This is a genomic window from Pedobacter gandavensis, from assembly GCF_032677645.1.
Classification (GTDB): Bacteria; Bacteroidota; Bacteroidia; order Sphingobacteriales; family Sphingobacteriaceae; genus Pedobacter; species Pedobacter gandavensis_A.
This window is the reverse complement of record NZ_JAVTSB010000012.1, coordinates 187,150-203,627: the sequence shown is the minus strand read 5'-3', so window position 1 is coordinate 203,627 and position 16,478 is coordinate 187,150. Positions and strand designations below refer to the sequence as shown.

At 40.4% G+C, this 16,478-nt stretch carries 18 protein-coding genes; 10 read left to right on the top strand and 8 right to left on the bottom strand.

Annotation, left to right across the window (positions count from 1 at the left end; translation table 11 throughout):
* Positions 1-13 precede the first annotated feature (13 nt).
* The 3 genes from R2Q66_RS19945 to R2Q66_RS19935 all read right to left on the bottom strand — a co-directional run bounded on the left by R2Q66_RS19945 (position 14) and on the right by R2Q66_RS19935 (position 5,094).
* Positions 14-3,373: a TonB-dependent receptor gene (locus tag R2Q66_RS19945; protein ID WP_316752401.1), complete on the bottom strand. Its 3,360-nt coding sequence runs from the start codon at positions 3,371-3,373 to the stop codon at positions 14-16.
* Positions 3,374-3,504: 131 nt separating this feature from the next.
* On the bottom strand, positions 3,505-4,461 hold the full coding sequence (locus tag R2Q66_RS19940; RefSeq protein WP_316752400.1) for a FecR family protein: 957 nt from the start codon (positions 4,459-4,461) through the stop codon (positions 3,505-3,507).
* Between the two features lie 63 nt (positions 4,462-4,524).
* Complete coding sequence (locus R2Q66_RS19935) at positions 4,525-5,094, bottom strand: RNA polymerase sigma-70 factor (RefSeq protein ID WP_316752399.1); 570 nt, start codon at positions 5,092-5,094, stop codon at positions 4,525-4,527.
* 298 nt (positions 5,095-5,392) lie between these two features.
* Here R2Q66_RS19935 and R2Q66_RS19930 point away from each other — a divergent pair, with 298 nt between their 5' ends.
* From R2Q66_RS19930 to R2Q66_RS19920, 3 genes are read left to right on the top strand one after another with little or no spacing between them, the layout of a single operon-like run.
* Positions 5,393-5,599, top strand: coding sequence for a helix-turn-helix transcriptional regulator (locus tag R2Q66_RS19930; protein ID WP_316752398.1), 207 nt, complete (start codon positions 5,393-5,395; stop codon positions 5,597-5,599).
* Entirely contained in the window at positions 5,599-5,919 is a 321-nt protein-coding gene (locus tag R2Q66_RS19925; protein WP_316752397.1) for a HipA N-terminal domain-containing protein, read from the top strand. Before R2Q66_RS19930 ends, R2Q66_RS19925 begins: the two co-directional genes overlap by 1 nt.
* Positions 5,916-7,100, top strand: coding sequence for a HipA domain-containing protein (locus R2Q66_RS19920; protein WP_316752396.1), 1,185 nt, complete (start codon positions 5,916-5,918; stop codon positions 7,098-7,100). The genes R2Q66_RS19925 and R2Q66_RS19920 overlap by 4 nt, the downstream gene beginning before the upstream one ends.
* A 525-nt stretch (positions 7,101-7,625) precedes the next feature.
* Here the strand turns inward: R2Q66_RS19920 and rpiB are convergent.
* Entirely contained in the window at positions 7,626-8,081 is a 456-nt protein-coding gene (rpiB, locus tag R2Q66_RS19915) for a ribose 5-phosphate isomerase B (protein WP_316752389.1), read from the bottom strand.
* A 106-nt stretch (positions 8,082-8,187) separates the two neighbouring features.
* Between rpiB and R2Q66_RS19910 the strand changes: the two genes are divergently transcribed.
* Positions 8,188-8,895, top strand: a complete 708-nt coding sequence (locus R2Q66_RS19910; RefSeq protein ID WP_316752388.1) for a DUF4397 domain-containing protein — start codon at positions 8,188-8,190, stop codon at positions 8,893-8,895.
* Positions 8,896-9,014: 119 nt separating this feature from the next.
* Here R2Q66_RS19910 and R2Q66_RS19905 read toward each other — a convergent pair whose 3' ends face one another.
* Positions 9,015-9,611 carry a hypothetical protein gene (locus tag R2Q66_RS19905; RefSeq protein ID WP_316752387.1) on the bottom strand — a complete coding sequence of 199 codons (597 nt, stop codon included), beginning with the start codon at positions 9,609-9,611 and terminating at the stop codon, positions 9,015-9,017.
* 26 nt (positions 9,612-9,637) lie between these two features.
* Positions 9,638-10,264: a hypothetical protein gene (locus R2Q66_RS19900; protein WP_316752386.1), complete on the bottom strand. Its 627-nt coding sequence runs from the start codon at positions 10,262-10,264 to the stop codon at positions 9,638-9,640.
* A gap of 240 nt (positions 10,265-10,504) precedes the next feature.
* Between R2Q66_RS19900 and R2Q66_RS19895 the strand changes: the two genes are divergently transcribed.
* The 5 genes from R2Q66_RS19895 (at position 10,505) to R2Q66_RS19875 (ending at position 14,677) form a co-directional block, all read left to right on the top strand.
* Complete coding sequence (locus R2Q66_RS19895; RefSeq protein ID WP_316752385.1) at positions 10,505-10,816, top strand: hypothetical protein; 312 nt, start codon at positions 10,505-10,507, stop codon at positions 10,814-10,816.
* A 9-nt stretch (positions 10,817-10,825) separates the two neighbouring features.
* On the top strand, positions 10,826-11,500 hold the full coding sequence (locus tag R2Q66_RS19890; protein WP_316752384.1) for a response regulator transcription factor: 675 nt from the start codon (positions 10,826-10,828) through the stop codon (positions 11,498-11,500).
* Positions 11,501-12,817 carry a HAMP domain-containing sensor histidine kinase gene (locus R2Q66_RS19885; RefSeq protein WP_316752383.1) on the top strand — a complete coding sequence of 439 codons (1,317 nt, stop codon included), beginning with the start codon at positions 11,501-11,503 and terminating at the stop codon, positions 12,815-12,817.
* 274 nt (positions 12,818-13,091) lie between these two features.
* Entirely contained in the window at positions 13,092-13,460 is a 369-nt protein-coding gene (locus R2Q66_RS19880) for a BlaI/MecI/CopY family transcriptional regulator (RefSeq protein WP_316752382.1), read from the top strand.
* Positions 13,457-14,677 carry a M56 family metallopeptidase gene (locus R2Q66_RS19875; RefSeq protein WP_316752380.1) on the top strand — a complete coding sequence of 407 codons (1,221 nt, stop codon included), beginning with the start codon at positions 13,457-13,459 and terminating at the stop codon, positions 14,675-14,677. The genes R2Q66_RS19880 and R2Q66_RS19875 overlap by 4 nt, the downstream gene beginning before the upstream one ends.
* 72 nt (positions 14,678-14,749) lie before the next feature.
* Here R2Q66_RS19875 and R2Q66_RS19870 read toward each other — a convergent pair whose 3' ends face one another.
* Together R2Q66_RS19870 and lspA are read right to left on the bottom strand one after the other, a co-directional pair.
* Positions 14,750-15,184: a PepSY-like domain-containing protein gene (locus R2Q66_RS19870; protein ID WP_316752378.1), complete on the bottom strand. Its 435-nt coding sequence runs from the start codon at positions 15,182-15,184 to the stop codon at positions 14,750-14,752.
* A 172-nt stretch (positions 15,185-15,356) separates the two neighbouring features.
* Entirely contained in the window at positions 15,357-15,881 is a 525-nt protein-coding gene (gene lspA, locus R2Q66_RS19865) for a signal peptidase II (protein WP_316752375.1), read from the bottom strand.
* A 107-nt stretch (positions 15,882-15,988) separates the two neighbouring features.
* Here lspA and R2Q66_RS19860 point away from each other — a divergent pair, with 107 nt between their 5' ends.
* Positions 15,989-16,471, top strand: a complete 483-nt coding sequence (locus R2Q66_RS19860) for a TlpA family protein disulfide reductase (protein WP_316752373.1) — start codon at positions 15,989-15,991, stop codon at positions 16,469-16,471.
* Positions 16,472-16,478: the final 7 nt, after the last annotated feature.

The window sequence follows — 16,478 nt, the reverse complement described above, 5'->3', positions numbered from 1 at the left end:
CTTTCTTTTAAAACTATAAATTCACACTAAGACCTAAGAGGAAGCTTCTTGCCTGAGGATACCTGCCTACATCCATACCGTAGTTGTCCATCCCTATTTCCGGATCAAAACCAGAGTAATTGGTAATGGTAAACAAGTTGTTTGCCGTACCATAAACACGGATAGTACCTGTTTTTAGCTTACTAGTGATTGATTTAGGAAGCGTATAACCCAGTGTTACATTGCGGATTCGTAAATAAGAACCATTTTCAATGTAAAAATCAGAAGCATTAAAGTTTCCATTGTCATCAGAAGTAGAAATTACCGGAACTTTTCCTCCGGGATTTTCCGGCGACCAGGCATCCAGAATACCCGTTAATTTATTGTAAGAAGGCCCACTTGCACTGTAAGTTGTCCTCTTCACGGCATTAAACAACTTATTTCCATAAACACCTTGCGCAAAGATATTCAGGTCGAAATTTTTATAACCGGCATTAAAGCTCAAGCCATAAGTAAAATCAGGATAAGCACTACCGGCAAAATAACGGTCGCCGGCATCAATAGAACCACTATGATCTAAATCTGCAAACTTAAAATCGCCTGGTTTTGCCTTCGGCTGAATCTTCTCCCCTTTAGCATTGGTATAACTATCCACCTCGGCCTGAGACTGGAAAATCCCCTGAGTTTTCAACACATAATAACTATACAAAGGCTGTCCTTCTTTGATGAATAAAGGGGCCAGCTCATTTCTAAAATTCTTATCCACCGGGAAACTTTCTAAACCCGGAGCCAGTTTTATCACTTTATTATCCACTTTGGTTAAGGTTGCACCAATAGAATAGTTAAATTCTCTGCTCCTGTCACTGTTATAATTGATGCCCAGTTCAATCCCCTTATCCCTGATCAAACCCGCATTTATCGTTTGTGTATTTAAGCCCGAAGTACCCGGAAGCTGTTTCGTGAAAATCATTTTATCAGTATTTTTGATAAAATAGTCTGCGGTTAAAGTCAGCCTGTTGTTCATCACGCCAAGGTCTAAGCCAAAATTGGTCTGCTTAGATTCTGCCCAGGTCAGGTCTGGATTTTCCAACACGGTAGATACATAACCATTCCCAAGCGCTGGTGTCTGTCCAAAATACGACAACGTTCTGCTCAGTAAAGGGCTCACATCCGTAGGCAATAAGCTCCCCAGGTTACCGAGAACCCCATAACTACCTCTCAATTTCAGTTCATTTAACCAGCTGCTTTCCGATAAGAAACGTTCCTTCGTCAATACCCATCCTGCGGATACCGAGTAATAATCTGCATATTTATTCTCTGCTTTTGGTACCATCGAAGTTCCGTCGCGACGACCAATTAAAGACAGCAGGTATTTTTCCTGATAGTTGTAATTTGCCCTCAAAAACAAAGAAGAAAGGGCTGTTTTCTGCATCCCACTCACTGCCGGCTCAAACACCGACGCATTAACCAGATATCTTCTGGAAGGCGCCTCATCGTCAAAACCTTTTCCTACGACATAAAACTCATCATATCTTGTTTTCTGGAAAGAAAAACCTCCTGTAAAATCTAACTGGTGACTACCGAATGCCGTTTTATAGTTAAAAACCTGTTCTGCAAGCAAGTCGTTTTTTCTGGCAGAACCCTCTTCCAGTGAATTGATCAGCAATGGTTTTCCAACTTCCGGACGTTTAGGTGTAAAGATTTTCCGATTGTTAAACTCCTTGGTTAAGCTAAAATTAGACCTGAAAGTTAAGCCCTTTGCAAGGTCTACAATCACGTAAGGATTGATCAGCAATACATTTTGCGGTCTGTTGATGTCTATCCGTTTCAATTCCGCAACAGGATTCACGATGTCACCATAATCGCCGGCATAAGCACCACCGGGTAAACCTGCGAAACTGCCGTCTGGGTTATAGGGTGTTCCATTAGCCGGAAAATAAATCGCAGATAACAGCGCACCGGTATAATCACTGCTCGTATTTGCGCCCTGACCATTTGTGCTGCTAAAAGAAAGATTTTCTCCGATTTTCAACCAGGGTGTCAATTTATGATCAGAATTAATCCTGAAATTATAACGTTCTACCTCAGTATTCAATACAATACCTTCTGCTTTACGATAATTGAAACTTAAATACATGGTTGATTTTTCAGTTCCACCAGACACCCCAAGGTTATAATCCTGAGTTTTTCCGGTTCTGAAAACCTCATCCATCCAATTCGTACGGGTAATTCTTCCTTCCGGATATTTCGAAGTATCAAAAGCAGGAAGCAAAGTCGTTTTACCATTTTTTGCCGCCGTTTCTGCCACCATAGCTCTTTGTTCAGCATTTAATGGACTTAACTTTCTCCAGGCACTTTGAGCACCTGCCTTTGCATCAATGCTGACTTCCATCTTGCCGGTTTTTCCTTTTTTAGTGGTGATTAAAACCACGCCCCCGGATGCTCTGGCACCATAAATCGCCGCAGCACCATCTTTAAGTACAGAAATCGACTCAATGTCATTTGGGTTAAGCACCGGTGTTCCCGGGAAAATAGAACCGTCTACTACATAGAGTACGCTTTCCCCGTTGATGCCACCAGAACCACGAATGTTCACCCGGGGGCTAGCGGTCGGGTCGCCACCTTCATTGGTCACGATTACACCCGGCGCTTTCCCCGCCAATACTTCTCCGATATTATTCATTGATCTTGAGGATACTTTATCTAAAGAAACTGCACTGACCGCACCAGAAAGCGTGGCCTTCTTTTGCGTACCATAACCCACTACCACGACCTCAGACAACTGCGATTTATCTTCCGTTAACACCACATTCAGTTCCTGCTGACCAGCAACTTTCAATGTTTTGCTGCGATAGCCTACCATAGAAAAAGATAAGCTTGCATTTTCTCCAACAACAATCAGGTATCTACCATTCGCATCCGTTGTGGTGCCTTTATCCGTCCCTAAAACCTTAACTGATACCCCTGGCATCGCCAGACCTAAAGAATCAGTCACCTTTCCCGTCACTTTAACATCTGGTTTTGCAGGCGGAACAGGGATTTTTCTCAGGATAACCTGACCAGCCCTTTCCTGGTAACTAAAACCCATTAGGCTAAGCAATGACCTAACAGGTTCATTTTTTAAAGACTTGCTTTCTTTAATTTGATGATCGCGTAAAGCATCCGGATCATAGACAAAATGAAGTCCGGTACCTGCTTCTATTTCTTTAAGCATCGCGGTTGTAGCCCGATTCGGGCCTACCTTAATCGTCACCCTGCTTTTCTCTAATACCTGCGCCATGCTGGAAGAAGCAAATAATGCCCCACAAAAAGTGGAGAGGATAAAGCAAATTAACACGGAATATTTCATGACTTTGAAAAGCGTCAGCGACCTCTTTAACAGTTTTTTTTTCATATTTTTCGTTGTTTCATAATATTGGTTCCTGGTTTAATTGTTCCGGTTTTGTCATTCTGGTTAGGAATCCGGTTTTAGCATTTAGGGGCCCTAATCTGATCAGCGCCGGTCTATTGAGCCGCGTTATCTCTTCATTTTCTATACAGATTATAAGTTTTATGATTTTCCGTAGTATCGAATTTCAATCGATGGAGCGCGGAAATGATCTCCAGAATTTCCTCAGGGCTTTGCCTGGTATTAAAGATTCCAGTGCATTTTAATCCCGCTAACTCCGAACTACTCAGGAAGATACGAATGTTATAAGCATATTCCAGCTTCTTAACTAATTCTCCCAAAGGGATACCTTCAAACTTAATATCGACGAATGTTTTAACAGGAATCTGCCTGATTATTGCCCGTTGGTTTACTTTATCAAAAGAGATTTCCTGTCCCTTAACCAGCGTACCAAAAACCTGATGTGTATTTCCAACAGCTACCTTTCCGGTGGCTACCTGAATAGAAATATCATGTTGCTGTTTATAAGATTTAATCCGAAAGGAAGTTCCCAGAACTTTTGTATAAAGATCATTGCTTGTTTTCACGATAAAAGGCCGGTTTTTCTCCGGAGCGATCTGGAAAAAGGCCTCCCCTTCAGTCAACGAAATCGTTCTGTCGCTACGCTTAAATTTCAAAGGGTACACCAGCTGCGCGAGCGGTGCCATGATCACCTTTGAGCCATCGCTGAAAACAACGGTTTTCTTTTCTGTAGCAGTCGTATTGATGGTAAAAAACTGTGTTTTAACCGAGGGAGTTTTATAAACCGACCGGTAACCAATAGCACCTGCCAGCACAAAAAGTACTGCCGCAGCAACCTTAGCCAAAGGACATAAAGTAAATAGACGAGCAAGTTTAGCTTGCCCTTTACCCTCCATTTCCCGCTGAAGATTCCCGAGTATGCCAGCGGCAATTTCTGATTTTCTACCTTTTCCTAAGGTGTTTTGAGCCTCATAAGATTGGTACCATTGGGCGACCTGTTCCTTTTCTTCCGGACTAGCTTCCCCCTTTAAATATTTACTGAGCAGCAATTGCGCTTGTTCTTCCTTTGTCATCTACACCTATGTCAAATGAAAAGAAAGAAGGTACTAACCAGGATTGTTATGCTTAGGTTAAGATTAGATGAACAAGAGGAGAATGATTAAGGCAGACAGGTAAGACAGTCTTTTCTTCATTACTTTTAATGCTGAGGAGATTTGATTTTTTACCGTTTGAGCGGAAAGGTTCAGTTCTTCTGAAATTTCTCTGATCGATTTTTCCTCCTGCCTGCTCATCGAGAAGATCACCCTCATTTTTTCCGGCAACTCCTGAATCGCCTCTTCCACTTCCTGATGAAGCTCTTTAAGCATCAAACCCTGAGCTGCCGACAACTCAACTTCAGTACCAATCAAAAGACGCAAGTCCTCCTTGTGCTTTTCTTTAATTTGAGAAGAACGAAAGTAATTGATCACCCGGTATTTCACCGCACCAAGAAAATAGGCCTGTAACGCCCCATTCACCTGAACGCTTTCCCGGTTTTCCCATAGGGAGATGAAAATATCCTGACAAATGTCCTGAGCAATTTCTTCATCACGCAGGCGTTTATAAGCAGCATCCAAAACATCCTCCCAATAGCGCAGGTAAATATCCTCCATTGCTTTATGTTCCCCGCGCCCTAGCCGCGAAAGCAATTCAGTCTCTGATAGCATTTGATGGTCCCCCTGGTAATTTTTCCAAAGCTACCTCAGCCATATTCCCTTAACGTTAAGAAATCTTTTAGTTAATAATAAGGCTGCTAAAAGGTATTAATACTCCTTAAGCGTGATTGAAAACCGGGTTTATCGGATCAGATTTTCTACCTGAAATCTGTACTATAGTAATGATTTCTGATTAAAAGCGGAGCTACCATCTATAAAATCACCTCAATCATTACTATAGTACAGATTCTAATGAATTACAGGAGTTATTCAGTATATTTGTTATCAAATCTGTAATATAATACTGATTATGCATTTAAAAATAGGCGAACTGATCAAAAACAGGCGGTCACTTCTGCGCTTAACGCAGGAAGATCTATCACAAATGAGTGGAGTTGGCATGAGTACCATTCATCAGATTGAGAAGGGTGTTGGAAATCCATCTTACCAAACTTTAGAAAGATTGTTCCAGATACTGGGATTAGAATTTATTGTTCAGATTAAAAACACTAACTAATGCAAAGAGGAGCAGTATATTGCAACCAAATCCTCGCAGGCTATATAGAAAAGCGCAGCGCACAGGAATACCTATTCAGATATGATGACGCCTATTTTGCGGACCCCACTGCCTCAGCTATCAGTCTTACCTTACCCAAAACACAACAGGAATTTACCAGCAGTCATTTGTTCTCTTTCTTTGCGGGTTTACTAACTGAAGGAATAAATAAAAATATTCAATGCAGACTATTAAAGATTGATGAAAATGATGATTTCAGCAGATTGATCAAAACGGCTGGAGAAGATACCATAGGCGCAATAACAGTAAAAGAAATATGATGATATGTCCGGGATGTTATAAAGAAGTTAAGAAGGGCTATTGCCTTTCTTGCCGTAAGAAGTTATTTAATGGCCAGAATATCCCTACAATTCTGCCATTTGAAACGCCCAAAGATAAAAACCTAAAAGAATTTCAGAGCAAAACCAAAAAGCTTTCCATTTCCGGGGTGCAGTTAAAATATTCCTTAAGGATAGAAAACAAGCAATTGAAACTGAGCGAGCGTGATGGTCAGTTCATCTTAAAACCAATTCCCCCAACCGTAGAAATAGAAAAAAACGATCAGGCACCTGAGAACGAACACCTGACCATGCAAATCGCCTCGCAAATATTCGGAATAGCTACTGCCGAAAATGCATTGATATATTTTCAGGATGGAACCCCTGCTTACATCACGAGGAGATTCGATGTAAAAGCCGATGGAACTAAATACCAACAGGAAGACATGGCACAGCTGAGTGGCAAAACTAAACAATCCCGGGGGGAAGATTTTAAATATGACGGCACTTATGAAGAAGTAGGGAAATTAATCAGAAAATATGCGGCGGCGGCATTACCTTCATTAGAAAACTTTTTTAAGATTCTTGTATTCAATTATATTTTTTCCAATGGAGATGCCCATCTCAAAAATTTCTCCCTGGTACAAACAGACATGAAAGATTATGCTTTATCTAAAGCTTACGACCTGATGTCTACGGCTATTCACACCCCGGACGAAGGCCAAACGGCTCTGGATCTCTATGATAATTATACCGACAGCGAATTTTATGCTATATATGGTGTTTACGGACAGCACGCATTCTCGGAGCTTGCAAAACGACTTGGTATTCCAAAACAAAGGGCCGAACGTATTTTAACCCAAATGTTATCCTCCCGGGATAAGGTAAGAGATCTAATTAGCCGCTCCTTCTTAAGCAAAGAAGCTAAAGAAATTTATGTTAATAATTATGAACGCAGGCTTGAATTTATGGGCTTAACACCTGCATTAATTATGGCAATCGTAGACCCGGATCAGAAGGGTTTACCAAATGACAAAGCCGTAGAACTAATTTTTCCACGTGCAAAAAGACTCAAAGGGAGATTTATCGAATCATTGCCCAACAATAAATATCGATTCGAATCCTCAGATCATATCCAGACTACGATTGACGGGGACCAATTATACGCTATTAACCGCTCCTGAGTCTGGAGCTACCCGATAACCGTACAAATAGAAAACGGAGTCCCTCTTCTAGCGATTTGGTTCTCCGTTTTCACATTTTCTTTGCCGTAGCATTGAGAATGTATCAAGTTTTCTGTCATTTAACCTCCTTTGGTCCTCTTAGTATATTTCAACTTCGATCCCTCTGAAATTTACTTTTCACATTTTTTCCGTAGAATAATGGATAGTTTTAAATGTTTGTCCCGAATTCAGTGAATATACCTTCGCTTAGCAGTGCAGGTATTTTAAGCATCATTCCCACTGTTTCCATGGAGTCTGATCTTTTACTAATCCTTTGAAATCTTCAGAATCTTTTGCCCTTCGGCACATATTCTTTTTGAAGTCTTTCTTTCAAACGGCTAAAGAACTTCTGTTTTGACATATCTAATTTACGAAGTATAAATAACTAATGCAAAGATATTTACAGATTATTTTTAACACTAAATCCACAGGTTATCAACGTATTACCAACAGGTTTTACACATAGTTATCAACAATAACTAAGGCCTATTTCAAGCCCCATTGCGCCTCTATTGCCGCAATCTTATCCAAACGCTTCACATGACGTTCTTCTCCCGAAAATTCGGCCCTTAAAAAAGTAAAGACAATGTCTTTTGCCAGTTCCAAACCAATTACCCGCGCTCCCAAACACAAGATATTCACATCATCATGCTCCACGGACTGGTGTGCAGAATAAGTATCATGACATACCCCGGCACGAATGCCTTTAAATTTATTGGCCGCAATACTCACCCCAACTGCACTTCCACAAATCAGAATCCCCCGCTCCCCTTCATTATTGATTATCGCTTCTGCTACCACAGCAGCATGATCAGGGTAGTCGCTTGGCGTTACAGTATGCGTACCAAGATCAAGCACCTCATAGCCTGCATCTTGTAAGGTTGCAGCTAACATCGTTTTATACGGGAACCCGGCATGGTCCGAACCTAAAATAACTCTCATAGCGCAAGGCATACAAATTTCATTCCCAATTCCTATAATACGAAGCTACTGTAGCGTTTTACCAGGTCAGCTCGTTATAGCGAGTAACATTCTAAAACCAATTCACATGAACCTTTCTACAATTAAAATTACCGGAAACTTAAATAAGCTAATGACCGGCGCCTTACTAACAGCAAGCACCGTATTTTTATCCGCTTGTTCTACTAAAGAAGTACCAGTTCCGGAAGCAGCCTCTTTAATGGTAGTGAACACCTCACCAACTCCAGCCACTTTCAATGCCTACATCAACAACGGACTGATGAACCAGGCAGCGATCCCATTTGGTGGCGCATTGGGTTATTTAAGGGTAAACATTGGCGAAAGCGCAATTAAATTTACTACTGCAAGTAGCTCAGAAAGCCTGATCACCAAGAAAATAACCATGGAAAACAATAAAGCTTACTCTCTTTTCCTGGTTGGAAAAACAGAACAACTGGATTATTTGGTGATCAACGATGTACTTACAAAAATGCCAACGGATAAAGCAGCAATCCGTTTCATTAACCTTTCCCCTGATGCTGGACTGTTAGACCTGGTGGTCAAAGATGGTGCAACCCTGATTGGCGATAAAGCTTACAAAACCTACAGTGATTTTACGGAAGCTGAAGCTAAAAAACAAACCATTCAGATCAAAGACAAAGCAACAGGATTAGTCATCTCAGAATTGGTAGACGCAGAATTTAAAGCTGGAAGCATTTACACCATCCTAAGCATTGGAATGGTTAAGCCAATCGATTTAGATCAGAAAGCGGCTACAAAACTGATCAGCAACTAATAAAAATAAGCAGCTCAAAAAAACGGGCCCTTCCATCAAAATGGAGGGCCCGTTGCATTTGGATCCACCCCTGGATCCTTTAATCTTTATTAATTTGTGTGTATGTTTAACCACAGGAACTAGTTCCCGCGCTTTTCACGCTCATTTCCTCTTTTCCCCTGGTCGTTTCCGCGATTACCCTGATCATTTCCACGACCAGCCCTTTCCTCCGTACGGCCAATTCTTTCCGTTCCGCGGCTATCTCTCGCTTGTGGCCTTGTTACCCTCGTAGAATACTTCTTTGCCTGTCCCGGAGGCATTCCATGGGGATGACCTTTTACGACATAGTACCTTTTATCATTACTATTCCTGATCACCTGTTGCGTGCGCACATTTTTGTACCTCGCATATTGGCGACGGTCATTGTCAAAATTGCGGTAAGGATCTCTGGAATTTACCACCACCTTATAACCGTTATACAGGTCATAATTTCTATACCTTGAAGGCAGCGTCCTCGAAAAGATCCACTTTCCTCTATCCTGGTAAATAAACTGTTGTTTAGGAACGTAGTAATAACTCTCCACATCCGGTAAATAATAGTATTCTACATGGTCGTAACCTACAGGTCCCCATAACGGCTGTGATCCTATATTTATATTTAAACTGATCTGCGCAGCTGCACGGAAAGGTAAAATCCCCATTACTCCAAGCAAGCTCATTATGATTAACTTTTTCATATTAATTCTGTTTTATCATCAAATGATTAATCTCTACCTCTTCTGTTTCCTCTGTCACCACCGCGGTCATGCTTGTTATCACCACCACGTCCGGAACGGCCACCTTCATATCTGTTTCCATGGCCATTGTCTCTTTTCTCATAACGATGATCATTGCCACGGTCATATCTCTTATTCTCTTTCCAATTATTGTGCCCTCTATCGTTATCTCTGAAAACACGTCTGTCGCCTCTGCCATAATAAGGATGTCCTTTGACCACATAATACCTCGAATCATGGCTATGTCTGATCATCTGCTGACTCCTGTTGTTTCTATATCGGCCGTAACTTATGCGGTGATGGTTGAAATTATGGTAAGGGTTTCTTGAATTGATCACCACCTTATATCCACTATATAGGTCATAACCTCTATATCTTGATGGTAAAGAAGAAGAATATATCCATCTTCCACCGTCCATATAGATGAACTGACGTCTCGGAACATCATAATAAGATTCTATATCCGGTAAATAATAATTATCTACATGGTCATAACCAACAGGTCCCCATAACGGTTGAGAACCAATATTCAAACTGACACTGATTTGTGCCGAAGCCTTAAAGGGCATCCATCCAATTACACCAAGTAGCCCTAATACTATTAACTTTTTCATAACCCTATGTTTAATGTTTCATTTGTGTGTTTGTTGATTCAAATGTCTATAGCGAACATGAAATGAACATGAATTTTTGAAATTATTTAATTAATTTACTTTTTCATCTTAATTTCATGTTCGCACCGCATCTTCGTGTCATTCAATACAAGTGGCGCAGATAATAAAACACACACACAATGTTTTAATGAGGGGGGCCGGTTTGCCTCGCAAGAGGCAAACTTTCCATATATTTACATCATGAGCACTAATAAATCCATACGTTCATATACCGCAGCCCTACTTTTCCTGGGACTTCCCTTTGGCTCTTTAGCCAGCGACAAAACCGCTATACCCCTGTTTCTCAAAGAGAATACCATCAGTTCAAAGGAGAACTTTGATCAGGATAACCGTGGAAAAAGACAGGAACGAGGCAAGGAACGGAAAAAACCAGATGTCAAAGAAGTTCCTCAATCCAGAAGACAGGAAAAACCGGGAGAAGTAAAACCAGGTAAAAGAGAATCTGAGAAAAGAGAACGACCGTCAAGGGACGACAGAAGAAGAAAAGACTAAAACACCCACATGAAAGTCCTGATTGTAGAAGATGAAAAAACGCTGGCCTATGAAATGGAAGACTTCCTGAAAAAGGCCTTCTATATTTGTGACCTGGCCCATACCATTCAAGATGGTCTGGAGAAGATGGAAAGTAACAGCTACGATTTTATCCTGCTGGATCTCGGACTTCCTGATGGCGACGGTCTGACCTTATTGCCTAAAGCAAAAAAACACAACCCCGATGCCGCATACATCATCCTGACTGCCAGAGGGAATCTGGAAGATCGTATTGCCGGACTAGATCTCGGTGCAGATGATTATTTACCCAAACCCTTCTCTTTATTAGAGCTACAATCCCGGATGCAAGCCATTGCCCGCCGTAAGTTCAATGTCAAAGAGGAATTATTGCCCTTGGGCGATTTTCAGGTAGACCTTCAAAAGAGACTCCTCCTGTTCCAGGAAAATCAGATCGAATTATCGAGAAAAGAATTTGACTTACTAAGTTATCTCTTCCTCCACAATAACCGTGTGCTGACCAGAATGCAGCTCAGTGAGCACATCTGGGGGACATTTGCAGACGATGATTATGATTCCAACTATATCGATGCACACATTAAAAACATCAGAAAGAAATTGAATGCCTGGGCACCGGCCGATTTCATCGAAACCGTACGTGGCGTAGGTTATAGAATCAGAAAATAAATGAAATTATCATCCAAGCTTATCCTGTTCATCACCAGTTCCAAACTGGCCGTTGTCCTCTTATTCGTCTTTTCACTGCCCTATCTGGTCAACCGGATCGTATCAGAATACACCAATTACTCGCTTAGAAGTCAACAAGACAAGGTCATTAATGTGGTGCAAAAAAACGGCATCCAACATTACCTGCAAGGAGATGACAGCTATGGTAGTTATACCATGCTTAAGGAAGAATACATTGCCCTGGAACCCGCTGCCCAAAACAGGTACATTGACACTATAAAAACAGCTCAACGTATCGTAGAACGGGATACGCTAACCTACAGAATTCTTATCCATACCTTTAAATACGACCAGAAAAACTACCTGCTGGAAATTGGGAAAAGTATTTCCAGTATCAATCAATACAATAAAACTTTACAGAAAACTGCTTTATATGTGCTAATGGGCCTCATTGCGCTCACCTTGCTGATCGACCTGATCTTTACCCGGATACTCATCAGACCTTTGGGAAAAATCATTAAAAGTAAACTGATCAATAGAAAATTCCCCTTTAAAGACCATTCCCCTCCGGTTCCCACTACCACACAAGATTTTAAGTACCTGGATGAATCGCTGATTCTTTTGATGGATCAAATCAATGAAGCCTTTGAAAAAGAAAGAGAATTTACAGCCAATGCCTCTCATGAATTGATGACCCCAATCAGTATCCTTCAAAATAAGATGGAAAACCTGTTGGGAGATGAAAATCTTCCGGAACCTGTAGTCCTCAAAATCATCGAAATGATGAAAACATTGAGCCGCCTCAAGAAAATCTCCAACTCCCTGCTCCTGATCTCCAGAATTGAAAATCAGCAGTTCGTAAAATCTGCCAGCGTAAAACCTGCTGTGCTCATCAATGAAGTGATGGAAGAAATCAACCACCGCCTCCTGGATCAGGAAATTGAACTCAAAATAGAACTGAAAGTAGATCAGCTATTGACCAATGTGAATCAGGATTTACTATTCCAACTGTTCTACAACCTGATCAACAACGCCATTAAATACAATGTACATCAGGGAAGTATCCGGATTACTGACGGTTTTACTCCTCAAAACAAGTACTCCATCACGATTCAGGATACCGGAATTGGCATTGCTGAAGAAGATCTCGATTTCATCTTTGACCGCTTTAGAAAAGCAAACCTTGCTGAGAATGTAGGTTATGGCCTTGGCCTTTCTATCGTTAAAAGTATTGCACTATACCATGATATTGAGATCCTGGTCAGCTCAAAAGTAAAAGAAGGTAGTACGTTTACATTAATCTTCCCATCCCGCTAAACTTTCCAGCTCAAAAATTCGATTCTCTGAACAAATACTGCTTAAAATGGCCCAACCAGGCCATTAAGTGCTCATCCTATCGGATAAAACGCTATGCAAAAGCACCTTACAAAGCCATCAACTCAACAAACCCGATTTAATTTACAAAATTAAACACCTGTATTACAGTCGTTTACGAAGTAAAACTACACAAATAGTTGCCAAACTACTTAAATAGTTTCTTAACTATGAAAATAGTAGTATCTTTATTTAACGATTGTAATCAAGTAATAAAATGAGAGAACTTACCAAGGCAGAAGAACAAGTGATGTTGATTTTATGGGAAATAAAAGAAGGCTTAACTAAAGAGGTGATTGAAAAAATGGATGCGCCTAAACCAGCCTACAATACGGTTTCTACTGTGATCAGGGTATTAGAAGGCAAAGGTTTTATTGACCATAAAGCAGTTGGCAATACACATATCTATTTTCCGTTGATCACAGAAGCCCAGTACAAACACTTCGCATTTGATAAAGTAATGAACAATTACTTTGAAAACTCCTATGAAAGTCTTGTCTCTTTTCTGGTAAAAGAGAAAAATATGGATATGGAGGCATTGGACGAATTAATACAAATGGCAGAAAAACTTAAAAACAAGAAATGATGAACTGGTTCTATTATCTCCTGGAGGCTAACTTATACCTGGCCATTTTTTACGGTTGTTACCGTTTACTGTTGCATCAAGAAACCTTTTATACGATTAACAGGTTTTTTCTGATCCTCAGCACCTTAGCTGCATTCAGTCTGCCGCTGTTACAAATCGGCTATCTAAATCAGCTTTTTGAAACCACAGTTGAGCAGCAGGCAATGGCTGTTTTAGTTCAAACCAGCAATACTGAAGCCCCGCTCTCCATCCTGAATCTAGCCATCCTCCTACTATATTCCGCGGTGATCATCGCCTTCAGCGCAAAGCTCCTGAGAGACCTATACCGTATTTTTTCGCTTTCCAAAGTAGCCGATCGCTATACCATAGACAAGGTCACTTATGTCAACTTAAACCAGCATAATGCAGCATTTTCCTTTTTCAATTTATTGTTCATCCAATCAGATATTGAAGGAAAAGAAACCATTTTGAAACACGAATTGGTACACATCCGCCAACGACATAGCCTGGATATTATTTTCTTCGAAATCGTTCAGATCCTGAGCTGGTTTAATCCCATCACTTATTTCCTCAAAAAAGACATCAAACTCATACATGAATACCTTGCAGATGAACAGACCACTTTAAAAGAAATCGGAAAATATGATTACGCTTTATTTCTGATTAAGAATTCTTTTGGAATGGAAACCAACCCTTTGAGTAATCACATCTTTAATCAATCCATACTAAAACAAAGAATCAACATGTTAAACAAAGAGAAATCAACAGGAAGAGCAAGGCTCAAAATCCTGTTCGCATTGCCAATTGCAGCCGTAATGTTGGGTACATCCACCATGGCTTTCACTAAAGACTATAGTCTGGTAGATTTATACCCGGAAAAGGTAGTCAGCAATATGGGTTCAACAGAAATTATAAACCCGATCCCCTTTTCAGCAAAACAGGAACCTGTTAAGGCCAAAGCAAAGAAAACTACTAAAAACAAAGCAGTACCACCAGCTCCACCTGCCCCTCCTGCCCAGGCAAGTCCGCCACCACCACCGGCACCGCCAAAAAAAGCAGATCTGATCAAGTTTCCTCCTCCAATCGTAAGACCCGATAAGAAACCAGTTAGAAAACCATCCGGATCTATAAAGAAAGATGTCATAAAATTTCCACCTCCAATTGTAACCCCGGATAAAAAAGCGGAAATACAGCCCGACACTGAAATTCGTCAATAAACACGAAACGTCATCTTGAATAAAATCATGATGACGTTTCGTGCGTGTACTGTCCCTATAAAAAAAGATTCCTTATAATATTCTGTTGACTACATTTCCTTTTGCGTCAAAAACTACTTTCTTTTCTTCTCCAACTTTTTTGAATTCTACTTTATAAAGAAATACTTTTCCTTCTTCAAACTGATCAACATCATCAATTCTATAGCCAGTATAGTTTTTCTTGATCACGTTTAATACTGCTGCCGGCAACTCTTTAGCGGTAATTTCTTTCTTATGCTTAACGATTGATCCGTTATTGGTAAACCAGACTTCATGATCACGTCTGCCAATATCGAAATCTGCATTATACAAATCACCTTTCAATTCCCATTCTACTTTTGAAGCTTTTGGAAATGCTTTCTGAAAGGAATTCCGTACGGCTACAGGTACATCCTTTGCAGGAATATCCTGTGCATAAGTCAGGCCGGAGAACAGCATGGCCACTGCTAATAATAGTCTTTTTTTCATGGTAAATGATTTATGTTTCTCCGCTATACCACAAAGAAAGCGCCTAAATTCAGCAGCAAAGCAAATTAAGCAAGACAATAGTGTTCCTTAACGCTTAAACAGCCATTTCGACACGATTATTTTAATACAAAAGAATGAAATGATTTACGAATGCCTGTAAAAGGATACGAAATTAGCCCTGAGCAGGCACATTGTGCCCTACTTTTTTCTTATAGAAAGAATCGATGATAATCAATAGCATCCCGCCCATAATCGACATATCGGCTGCATTAAAAACACCCGTCTGAAACACCACAAAATCAATGTGCAGAAAATCTGTGACTGATCCATAAAGGATTCTGTCGTATAAATTACCGATCCCGCCACCGATCACACAGCAGACCCCAAAAACCATAACCGGACTCAGGTCTTTTCTGGTCATCACGAAATAAACACCCAGCACCAATACCGCTACGGGCATCAATAAAAGCAAGACAAATTTAATCCCCGAATGCAACGCATCTCCCATACTCAAAAAAGCACCGGAGTTTTCAACTTTAGTCAGCGTAACATAATCACTGAAGAGCTTTATATTTTCATAATAAGCGACATGGTCTCTAACGATAGACTTGCTGATTTGATCACAGCCCACATTCAACAATATAATCACTAAGATTAGCACCTTACCCGCCAGACCACTAAATTTACTTTTTTTCATTTTGGCACCTCAATTGATAATATGTAAGAATCGTATTTTTTAATTCAAATGACACATTCTTCAAATGAGAACGCGATATTGCCAATATTAATCAATAAAAAGAACTTATGAAATCACTTTTCTTTTCTCTGCTATTCACAGCATTTTCAATTGGTGCCTTTGCGCAAGGATTGCCAGCAGGATCAGCCATACCTAATGCTGCTTTCTACAAAGAGAATGGCACTAAATTTTCTACAGACCAGATTCCTAAAGGTAAAAAATCATTGATCATGTTCTTTGATGCTACCTGCGAACATTGTCAGAAAGTAGCTGGAAACCTAAGTAAAAACACAAAGGAACTAGCTAATGTTAACCTATACCTGGTATCTCAGGATGTATTTCGTTCTATCAATTACTTCGTAGATACCTTCGCCAAGCCTTTAAAAACAATGAAAAATGTGACAACGCTACAAGATAAGGACTATGTTTTCATTCCCTTGTTTCATCCCAGACAATACCCTTCTTTATACCTTTATGGAGCAGATAAGAAACTGATTTTATTCTCCAGTAATGAAAAAGATCTACCTAAGTTCCTTGCACTCATGAAATAAGGAAGTC